Annotated in this window: 9 protein-coding genes; all 9 read left to right on the top strand. The window is 28.2% G+C overall.

Annotated features, from left to right (window positions below; translation table 11 throughout):
• The coding region (locus Q3287_RS17635; RefSeq protein ID WP_407964558.1) for a zinc ribbon domain-containing protein at positions 1 to 207 on the top strand (207 nt) is incomplete at its 5' end.
• Positions 208 to 432: 225 nt separating this feature from the next.
• Positions 433 to 2,010 (top strand): ATP-binding cassette domain-containing protein, encoded by a 1,578-nt coding sequence (locus tag Q3287_RS17630; RefSeq protein WP_407964557.1) that lies wholly within the window; start codon positions 433 to 435, stop codon positions 2,008 to 2,010.
• A gap of 355 nt (positions 2,011 to 2,365) precedes the next feature.
• Positions 2,366 to 3,901: a glycine betaine ABC transporter substrate-binding protein gene (locus tag Q3287_RS17625; RefSeq protein WP_407964556.1), complete on the top strand. Its 1,536-nt coding sequence runs from the start codon at positions 2,366 to 2,368 to the stop codon at positions 3,899 to 3,901.
• Between the two features lie 14 nt (positions 3,902 to 3,915).
• Positions 3,916 to 4,677, top strand: a complete 762-nt coding sequence (locus tag Q3287_RS17620; RefSeq protein ID WP_054277616.1) for an ABC transporter ATP-binding protein — start codon at positions 3,916 to 3,918, stop codon at positions 4,675 to 4,677.
• A gap of 122 nt (positions 4,678 to 4,799) precedes the next feature.
• The gene (locus Q3287_RS17615) at positions 4,800 to 5,213 is read left to right on the top strand and encodes a cupin domain-containing protein (protein ID WP_054277615.1); all 414 of its coding nucleotides are present in this window, start codon (positions 4,800 to 4,802) and stop codon (positions 5,211 to 5,213) included.
• Positions 5,214 to 5,451: 238 nt separating this feature from the next.
• A complete protein-coding gene (locus Q3287_RS17610) occupies positions 5,452 to 6,144 on the top strand; it encodes a response regulator transcription factor (protein ID WP_407964555.1) in 693 nt (230 codons plus the stop codon).
• Between the two features lie 172 nt (positions 6,145 to 6,316).
• Positions 6,317 to 7,198 (top strand): sensor histidine kinase, encoded by an 882-nt coding sequence (locus Q3287_RS17605; RefSeq protein ID WP_407964554.1) that lies wholly within the window; start codon positions 6,317 to 6,319, stop codon positions 7,196 to 7,198.
• A gap of 288 nt (positions 7,199 to 7,486) precedes the next feature.
• Positions 7,487 to 8,176 (top strand): ABC transporter ATP-binding protein, encoded by a 690-nt coding sequence (locus Q3287_RS17600; RefSeq protein ID WP_167640634.1) that lies wholly within the window; start codon positions 7,487 to 7,489, stop codon positions 8,174 to 8,176.
• A complete protein-coding gene (locus tag Q3287_RS17595; RefSeq protein ID WP_407964553.1) occupies positions 8,163 to 10,727 on the top strand; it encodes an ABC transporter permease in 2,565 nt (854 codons plus the stop codon). Before Q3287_RS17600 ends, Q3287_RS17595 begins: the two co-directional genes overlap by 14 nt.
• The last annotated feature ends 112 nt before the right edge of the window (positions 10,728 to 10,839 follow it).

The raw sequence follows: 10,839 nt of genomic DNA, 5'->3' as shown, positions 1-10,839 counted from the left end.
GCTAATTGGTATGGTAGACAAATCGTAAAGGTAGGTAGATTCTTTGCAAGTTCACAAATATGCAATAAATGTGGGTACAAAAACGAGGAAGTTAAGAATTTAAATATAAGAGAATGGATTTGTCCTTGTTGTAATGTAACTCACGATAGAGACATAAATGCGAGTATAAATATACTAAAAGAAGGATTAAGACTAATAACAGTTTAAAATAGATAACGTATGTAAGAACCGTAGGAACTACGGGGATAGCCTGTGGAGAATTAGTAAGACATATTTTAGTATGCGAAATTCTATGAAACAGGAACCCTGTGACTTTAGTCATGGGAGGTTCAGAATGACAAAAGAATATGTGATTATACAGAAAGAGAACTAAAAAATTTTTTATATGGTAAAGCAGAAAAGATTAAAATAGAAAATGCTGGTCAATCAAACATGACATATGAAGGATTAATGGTTAAATTTAATCGTCTATATTTAAGTAAAGAGGGTGAAATATCAGACACTACTAAGAAAAAGTTGAGTAAACTTCTCATAGAAGACAAATGTCCTGTATGTAATGGGAGAAGACTTCATGAAAGAGTGTACAAGTCTTTAATTAATGGCTATAATATAGCAGATTTAACTAGTATGCAAATTGATGAATTAGTTGAAGTTATTAAAAATATAGATAAAGTAGAAGCACAACCTTTACTTAAGGGAATAATAGAAAAATTAAATAGTATAATAGATATAGGTCTTGGATATTTAAGTTTAGATAGAGAGACATCTTCACTATCAGGAGGTGAATCTCAGCGTATAAAGATGGTCAAATATCTGAATAGTAATCTCGTTGATTTAATGTATATCTTTGATGAGCCGAGTGTAGGGCTTCATCCAAGAGATGTATATAAATTAAATAAACTTCTAAAACAATTACGTGATAAAGGAAATACAATTATAGTTGTTGAACATGACCCAGATGTCATTAAGATTGCAGACCACATTGTAGATGTGGGGCCAAAGGCTGGTAAGTATGGTGGAAAAATTGTGTATGAAGGAAGTTATGACAATCTACTTGTAAGTGGAACAGTTACAGGGAATGCCTTAAATAAATCTCTTTCTATTAAAGAAAATGTAAGAGAGCATAGAGGATACTTAGAACTTAAAAACTGCAATACAAACAACTTAAAAAATATATCTATTAAAATACCTAAGAGTGTGTTGACTTTAGTTACAGGAGTAGCAGGTGCAGGTAAAAGCACATTAATTAAGGCTGAATTCTTAAAGCAAAATCCTAATGCTGTACTTATAGACCAAAGTCCTGTATCAGTAAACTCAAGGTCAAGTTTAGCAACATATAGTGGCATTATGAACAATATAAGAAGCGTATTTGCAAAAACAAATGGAGTGAAGGCTTCTTTATTTAGTTCAAACTCAGAGGGGGCTTGTGATAATTGTAAGGGGTCTGGAATAGTAGAAATGAATCTTGCTTTTATGGATAGTATAAAGAACACTTGTAATATTTGTGAAGGCAAGAAATTTAAAAAAGAGGTTTTAGAATATAAATTTCAAGGGAAGAATATAATAGAAGTTCTTGAAATGTCCGTATTAGATGCGATTGAATTTTTTAGTTTAAGACAGATTAAAACAAAATTACAATGTATTGAAAAAATGGGTATTGGATACCTTACTTTAGGGCAAACTCTCGATACATTATCTGGAGGAGAATGTCAAAGATTAAAGCTCGCTAGTGAATTAAATAAGGAAAGCTCAGTATATATATTGGATGAGCCTACAACAGGACTTCATATGGCAGATATTGAAAATTTTATAAGTATAATTGAAGAAATTGTAGATAATGGAAATACAGTTATAATAATTGAACATAATATAGATGTAATTAAAAGAGCAGACTGGATTATTGATATAGGTCCTGAAGGTGGAGCAAAAGGTGGAAAAGTAATATTTGAAGGAACTCCAAAACAATTGTGCAACAATAGAGTATCATTAACAGCAAAATATATAGTATAATAAATAAAATATAATTAATATAATGATATATTAATGAGTAGAATGGGTATATAAAATGATACTTAAACTTAACAGTAGTAAATAATATGAGAAATATTCAAATTTAATTAAATATAGTGTCAGAAATCCGTTTAGATATCAAGCTTTTAACGGTTCTGGCATTTTTTATTATTTTTAGGAAGAATATTGAGCAATTATTCTCCAATAGTTACTTTTTTGTTCCTACTTGCAAGTTTGATATTATAATCTTAACATGTAATTTATGGAATAATTTATTGATATATTAAAATAAGGGTTATTACTAAATTAAATTTTAAATCTTGTTAAGTAAAACTCATAAAAAGGAGTGAGATAAATGATAAATGATATCTTGACATTATTATCTGAGAGAAGTGATTTTTTTATAAAATTATCTATAGAGCATTTGACAATTTCTATTATTTCTATAATAATCGCAATTGTTTTAGGTGGGATAATTGGTATTATTGTAAGTGAATTTCATAGTTCTTCTAAACCTATATTGGGAACTATCAATTTTCTATATACAATTCCATCCATTTCTATGTTAGGATTTTTAATACCATTTTCTGGGATTGGGAATACTACTGCTGTTATTGCTCTTACTATTTATGCACTATTACCTATGGTTAGAAATACATATACTGGAATCACTAACGTAGATAAAAATATCCTTGAAGCAGCTAGAGGGATGGGAAGTACAGACTTTCAGATACTATATAAAATAAAGCTTCCACTAGCTCTACCAGTTATCATGTCTGGTATTAGAAACATGGTCATTATGACAATTGCATTAGCTGGTATTGCTTCATTTATAGGTGCAGGAGGGCTAGGTGTAGCCATATATAGAGGAATCACAACAAATAATACAGTAATGACAATCACTGGAAGTATACTTATCGCTTTATTAGCGTTAGTATTTGATTTTATTTTAGGATTAGTAGAAAGATTTTTTCAAAGAAAAAGAAAAAAGAAAAATAGAAAAAAAGTTTTTGCCATTCTAGGAAGTCTTATTATAGTGCTAGCCATCTTTACATCATACTTCTTTAATTCTTCAAAAACTCAAACTATTCATATTGCTACAAAACCTATGACTGAACAATATATCCTTGGTGAGATGTTGGATATTTTAATTGAAAAGAATACAGGTTTAAAAGTAGAGATTACACAAGGTGTAGGTGGAGGAACGTCTAATATTCAGCCAGCTATGGAAAATGGGGAATTTGATATTTATCCAGAGTATACAGGAACAGGCTGGAATATGGTACTTAAGAAAAATGAATTATATACTGAAGATATGTTTAATAAACTACAATCAGAATACAAAAATAAACTTAAGATGCAATGGACTGGTATGTATGGTTTTTCTAATAGTTATGCATTAGCAGTTAGAAAAGAAGTTGCAGAAAAATATAATTTAAAAAATATATCAGATTTAAAAGAGATATCTTCTAAATTGACGTTTGGAGCAGAGTATGATTTTTATGAAAGAGAGGACGGATATACTCCATTGTGTAATACGTATGGATTAAACTTTAAAAATACAGTTGATTTAGATATTGGATTAAAATATCAAGCTATCAATGAGGGTAAAATTGATGTAATGCCTATATTCACAACTGATGGTCAGTATAGTGTTTCAGACGTTGTAGTTTTAAAAGATGATAAAAACTTCTATCCATCTTATCAATGTGGAAATGTTGTTCGTTCAGAAGTGTTAGAGGATCATCCAGAGTTATCAAAAGTATTTAAAGTGGTTGAAAATATTTTGACTGATAAAGAAATGGCTAAAATGAATTATGATGTAGAAAACAATAATTTAGAACCTAGAGATGTTGCACGTGAGTTTTTGAATAAAAAAGGTCTTTTATAATTGGAGGAAATATAATGACACCTATTATACAATTTAAAAATATTGAAAAACAATATGATGATAAATCTATAATAAATAATCTTGATTTAGATATAGAAAAAGGAGAATTTTTAACTGTTATTGGTTCATCTGGTTCAGGGAAGACAACACTTTTAAAAATGATTAATGGTTTAATTTTGCCAGATAGAGGAAGTATATTGATAAATCAAATAGATATTAAAAACGAGGACTTAATTAAATTAAGAAGAAAAATAGGATATTGTGTACAGGGAAGTGTCCTTTTTCCTCATATGACTGTTGAAGAAAATATTTCATATGTACCAAATCTTCTCAATAAAAAAAATAAATCAGAAGTGAAAAGTGCTGTAGACAAGTGGATGGGGATAGTAGGCTTACCAAATGATATGAAAGTTCGTTATCCATCGGAATTATCCGGTGGTCAACAACAACGTGTAGGTATTGCAAGGGCTCTAGCTTCTTCTCCAGAAATTTTACTTATGGATGAACCTTTTGGAGCAGTAGATGAGATTACACGAAAGCAATTACAGAAAGAGATAAAAGAAATTCATAAAAAAACAGGAGTTACAATTATATTTATTACACATGATATTTATGAAGCCTTGATTTTAGGCACAAAGACTTTGGTATTAAATCATGGAGTTATTCAACAGTATGACACTCCTAAGAATATTTTAAATTCTCCTGCTAATCAATTTGTGGACCAATTATTGAATATAAGAAAATCTATAATAGATGATGAAGATTTAAAAGAATAGATTTAATGAATAAATATAAATTAAAAGTTAAATTATCCTGATAAAAACTATTGCCTTAGAGTTAACTTCAAGTTGTATACTTAGAGTGTAAAAAAATTAGATTAGGCATAGGGGGATGAGAAATGAATAGAGAAAAAGATTTAGGTATAGGAGCAGTTTTTCCTATTGGAGAAGAAAATAAAGCATTTGCGCAGTATTTTACAGGAGAATGTTATCTGAATATGCTCACTACTAAGGGCGTGGCAGTTGGTAATGTAACATTTGCACCTTCTACAATAAATTCGTGGCATGTACATCATAAGGGCGGTCAGATTTTACTTGTAACTGGAGGTAGAGGATATTATCAAGAATTTGGAAAGCCAGCTCAGGAATTACATGCAGGTGATGTAGTTAATATACCACCAGAAATAAAGCACTGGCATGGAGCTGCACCTGATAGTTGGTTTCAGCATTTAGCTATAGAGGTGCCAGCTGAAGGTGCTTTCAATGAATGGCTGGAGCCTGTATCTGATGAAGATTATAGTAAACTCAAATAAAAATTTTAGATATGACGTTGAAATAGAGATGATATTAAAAGTAGTAAATATTAATATTTCATATAAAATGTAAATAGCATAGAGTGTATACTGAGTAAAGTACTAAATATACACTCTTTTTGTTGTGTATAATAAAAAATTATGCAAAATAGTAGTATTTGAGAAAATAAAATTAGTATAATAAAAGAAACTAAAAGATTAATAATTCAGTATACATATGTAATTTGGGGGAAATAAAATGGAGACTATAATGGTTGTGGAAGATGATGTCATGCTTAATAATGGTATATGTTTTAACTTGCAAAGTGAAGGCTTTCAAGTTATACCAACATATAATCTAAAGGAAGCAAAAGAAAAGTTTAAGACAGAAAAAATAAATCTAATTATACTAGATGTAAATCTTCCTGATGGAAGTGGATTTGAATTTTGTAAAGATATAAGGAATGATTCAAAGATAGGTATTCTTTTTTTGACAGCTTGTGATATGGAATCTGATATTATAAATGGATTTAAGATAGGAGCAGATGATTATATAACAAAACCATTTAGTATAAACATATTAATGCAGAGAATAAAAGCACTGCTTAGAAGATGTGGTAGTGATATACAAGAAAATATTTTAATTGAGGGTGATTTTGAATTTAATTTTGACAAAATGACAGTTAGTAGAAACAATGAAAGTATAGTTTTTTCACCTATAGAATATAAGATTCTAAAACAATTAGTACAACATAAAAATGAAATAGTTACAAGACAAGCATTGATAGATGCAATATGGGATAGCGATAGTGAATATATGGAAGAACATGCACTAACTGTAAATATAAATAGATTGAGAAAACGAATAGACCAAAAAACGTCTAAACATAAATATATAAGGACTGTCTATGGAATAGGATATATGTGGGCTGGTGAACAAGATGAGAAATAGCAAAACTTCAACGAAAAACTACTATAAAAGTATTTCTATTGTATATTTTATAGTATCTATCTTAACCTTTATAGTTATAAAATCACAAACTAATAAAATCTTGTATATGTATTCTGATTCAATTGATATTATTAAAAATATTGATTGTATTATTTTAATTTTTATAATCTTTATGTTTCTAATATCATTATTTTTTGTATTTAAAATAAGAAGAGATATAGTTGACTTTAGTAATAATATTGTATGTAATATAGATGATTTTATAGCAGGTAATAAAAATATTAAGTTTAATTTAAATGAAGATACTTTAACTGCAAAAGTTCAAAATAAAGTAAAACATATGATAGAGATAATTGAAATTAAAAATAATAAATATGTAGATGAAAAAGAAAATATAAAAACTCTAATATCAGATATATCACATCAAATAAAAATACCAATAGCTAATATATCAATGTATAATGAGACTTTATTGCAAAAAGAATTGGATAGAAAAAATCAAGTATCGTTTTTAGAAAATATGCAAAATCAGGTAAACAAATTAGACTGGTTGGGAAATTCTCTTATAAAAATATCGAGATTAGAAACAGGAATTATATCTTTAAATGTAACTAAAAGCAGAATAAGCGATACTATCGCAAGTGCTTTAAGTGGTGTGTTTTTAAGGCTTGAGGAGAAAAATATATCATTAGAAATTGATTTAGATGATAAGGTAGAGGTTTATCATGATAAAAAGTGGACTGGTGAAGCTCTATTTAATATTATAGAAAATGCAGTCAAATATACGCCTGAAGGTGGTAAGGTAGGAATAAAAGTTGATAAGATGGACATCTTTACTAAGATTATTATAAGTGATACTGGAATAGGTATAGATGAGAGCGATATAAATAATATATTTAAGAGGTTTTATAGAAGTATAGAAGTCACAAATATAGATGGGATAGGAGTAGGGCTGTATTTAGCAAGAGAGATTATAAATAAACAGAGTGGGTTTATAAAAGTCGATTCTCAGAAAAAAGTTGGAACTACATTCAATATCTATATGAAAAATTGAGAACAATATTAAAAAGTAAGTGTAATGTTTATAAAAAATTTATATTTAAAATCTTTGGAGATAGTGTATATAGTGTTTGTTAGATAACGCCATATGCACTATTTTTATTTAAATGTCTCAAAACTGTTATAATTGATGTCTAAAATATAACAGTCCTGTGAGGATTAAAAGATGCTTAGATGATAATATTTAAGTAAGAAATTTATTCTAAGTAAAAAAACTTATCAAATTAGAATTTCGGCATACATTTAGGAAACATATTAAAAAAGTTAGTAGGGAGATATGATTATGAGAATACTGGAAACTAAGAATTTAAAAAAATATTATGGAAAAGGTGAAAATATAGTAAAAGCTTTAGATGGAATCGATATAAGTATAAATAGAGGTGAATTTGTCGCAATAGTAGGGACATCAGGAAGTGGAAAAAGCACATTACTACACATGATAGGAGGTCTTGATAGAGCGAGTAGTGGAGAAGTAATTATTGAAAGTAATAATATATTCAATATGGATGATGAAGAACTTACAATATTTAGAAGACGTAATGTAGGATTTGTATTTCAAAATTATAATTTAGTTCCAATACTAAATGTTTATGAAAATATAGTATTACCAATTGAACTTGATGGATGCAAAATAGACACTAAATATGTAGATGAAATAATACAAGTTTTAGGGCTTACTCAAAAAGTGGATGATTTACCAAATAATCTATCAGGAGGACAACAACAGAGAGTTGCTATTGCAAGAGCCTTGGCTACAAAACCATCTATAATATTAGCTGATGAGCCAACAGGTAATTTAGATAGTAAAACAGAACAGGATGTATTAGGTCTTTTAAAAGTTACTAGTAGCAAGTTTAGTCAAACTATAATTATGATAACCCATAATGAACAAATTGCTCAAATGGCAGATAGAATTATAAGAATTGAAGATGGAAAAGTTGTAAATAGAGGTGAGACTGATGTTAGAAAATAACAATAAAGAAATCATAAAAAAGTTGAGTGATAGAAGTTTTAAAGCAAATAAAACGAGGAATTTGGTTTCAGTAATTGCGATAGCGTTGACGACAATTTTATTTACATCGTTATTTACAGTAGGATATAGTATGTTAGAAGCCTTTGATAGCTATAAAGCTATGGAATATGGAACAAATAGCCATGTTCAACTTCAGAATGTAAATAAAAGACAGATTGAAATTATAAAAAAAGATAGTTCAGTAGACAAAAACAGTATTGGTATAATGAAGAATATAGGAAGTTTAAAAAATCCAGAGTTTTCAACACAGACGGTAAATTTGGCTGTCTATGATGAAAAAAGTCTTGAAAATGCTGTAAATGTAGAGATGATTGAAGGAAGTTTACCAAAGAATAATGATGAAATAGTTATGCCTATAGAAGTACTAGATATGTTGAAGTTACCTCATAAAATAGGTACTGAAGTAAAGGTGATAATTTCAAAAGTTAAAGATGGAGTATCAACTGATGAAAAAGAAACTTTCAAATTTATATTAAGTGGATATTTTGGATACAAGACAGCCACAGCAATACCTCTACATGATGTATATGCAAGTGAAGCTTTCTATAATAATTATAAGGAAAAAAATGAAGTAGCGGCTACAAGTCTAGTTCTTAATTTCTTAGATGATAATAATTTGCAAGCTAGATTTGATGAATTAATTAAGAAGATTCAACCATATTCAGGAAAAGCAAGCATAAATCCTGTATATCTAAGTAAACAAGGAACCACTTTTAAAGAAATGATTAAAAATATATTACCAATAATATTAATCATAGCACTTATTCTTTTAAGTGGATATTTGTTAATTTACAATATCTTTTATATTTCAGTAGTTAAAGATATAAAATATTATGGCTTATTAAAAACAATAGGAACGTCACCATATCAATTAAAAAAATTGATTATTAAACAAGCTAATAGACTATGTATAGTGGCAATACCAATAGGTCTAGTATTAGGTTTTTTATTGGGGATGATATTTGTTCCTTTGGTTGGTAAATTTATGGATGGATTAAATAGTAACGCATTTGAATATTTTAATCCATTAATATTCGTATTTGCCATTGTGTTTTCATATATAACTGTAAGACTTTCATGTCAAAAACCTGCTAAGATTGTAAGTTCTGTATCACCTATAGATGCAGTAAGATATAGTGACAAAAGTAATAGGGTTAGACGTAAATCTAAAAAAGGGAGAAATGGTTCCAAACTTCATAAAATGGCACTTTCAAATCTATTTAGAAATAAACGTAAAGCAATTTTAGTTTTAGTTTCTATGTCGTTAAGCTCTATAATATTCTTAACTGTATCTGCAATTATAAGTAGCTCTAATCCAGAAAAAGCTGCTGAGGGTATGATGTTAGGAGATATAGAAATACATCATGGTCTTGTTGATTCTGTAAAATTTGAAGAGAATGATATTATTCCAATTGATGAAAAATTAATTAAAGATATTAAAAATATAGATGGAGTAAGTAAGGTAAGTAAGTTATACAAAGATTTAAGTTATATAGCTTATGAAGGTGATTTGAAAGATGAGATATTGACTCAAGAAGTAGATACAGAATATAAAAAGCAATTTCTTCAAAATAGAAATCCAGATGAAGATGCAAAGGAAAGGGGATTCTTAACTTCTGATACAATTGGATTATCCTCAGGAGAATTGCTAAGTAAATTGTCAAAGAATAATATCATATATTCTGAAAAAAATCCTAAGATATTATCAGGTAATATAGATGAGAAGAAATTTGATGCAGGTGGATATGTGGTAATTAATGGGCATAAAGGAAGTAAGATAAAAGCAGGAGACAAAATTAAATTTAAATATTTAAAAGGAAAGAATATAGATGAAGGGTATGTAGATACTGAGTTTAAAGTTATGGCAGTTCTTGATGGAGCAAAGAATTTCCAAATGAGAATGTATATTAATGAAAATGACTTTAAAAATATGGTTGAAAAATCATATATACAAAATCTAATAATAGATGTAAATGGCAATATGAAATCTGTTGAAGGTAAAATAAAAAATTTGAATGAAAAATATAATAATCCCTATACAAAGATTTACTCAAAAAATATTTATATAGAAGAAGCACGAGAAAGTCAAAAAGTCATAAAAATCGTAGGTATGAGTGCAGTGTTTATAATAGGATTAATTGGAGTGTTAAACTTTATAAATACAATGATAACGAATATAATGTCTCGTAAACAGGAATTTGCAATGATTGAAGCAGTAGGAATGACAAAAACACAGCTTAAGAAAATGATAATACTCGAGGGATTTTATTATGGTGTAATAATAACGATTATAAATCTTATATTTGGAAGCATGGCTACATTTTTAGGATTTAATATTATGAAATTAAGATACTCTGTGTATACCTATCCAGTAGAAGCACTGATAATAAGTGTATTGATAGTATTCTTGATAACATCTATAGTGCCTTTGCTGGTTTATCATAATATTTCTAAAGATAGTATTGTTGATAGGATTAGAGAAGCTGAATAAAGTTTATATAGAGTGATTTTGATAAGATTTATATAGAGTATTTTGTAATTTCAAAAACGATATTGAGAGTATCAAAATGAACATGTAAGAGAGAGGCACTTCAAGTTGAAGT

This window comes from Clostridioides sp. GD02404 (genome assembly GCF_045898275.1).
Lineage (GTDB): Bacteria > Bacillota > Clostridia > Peptostreptococcales > Peptostreptococcaceae > Clostridioides > Clostridioides difficile_A.
This window is presented reverse-complemented; position numbering and strand designations above follow the sequence as displayed.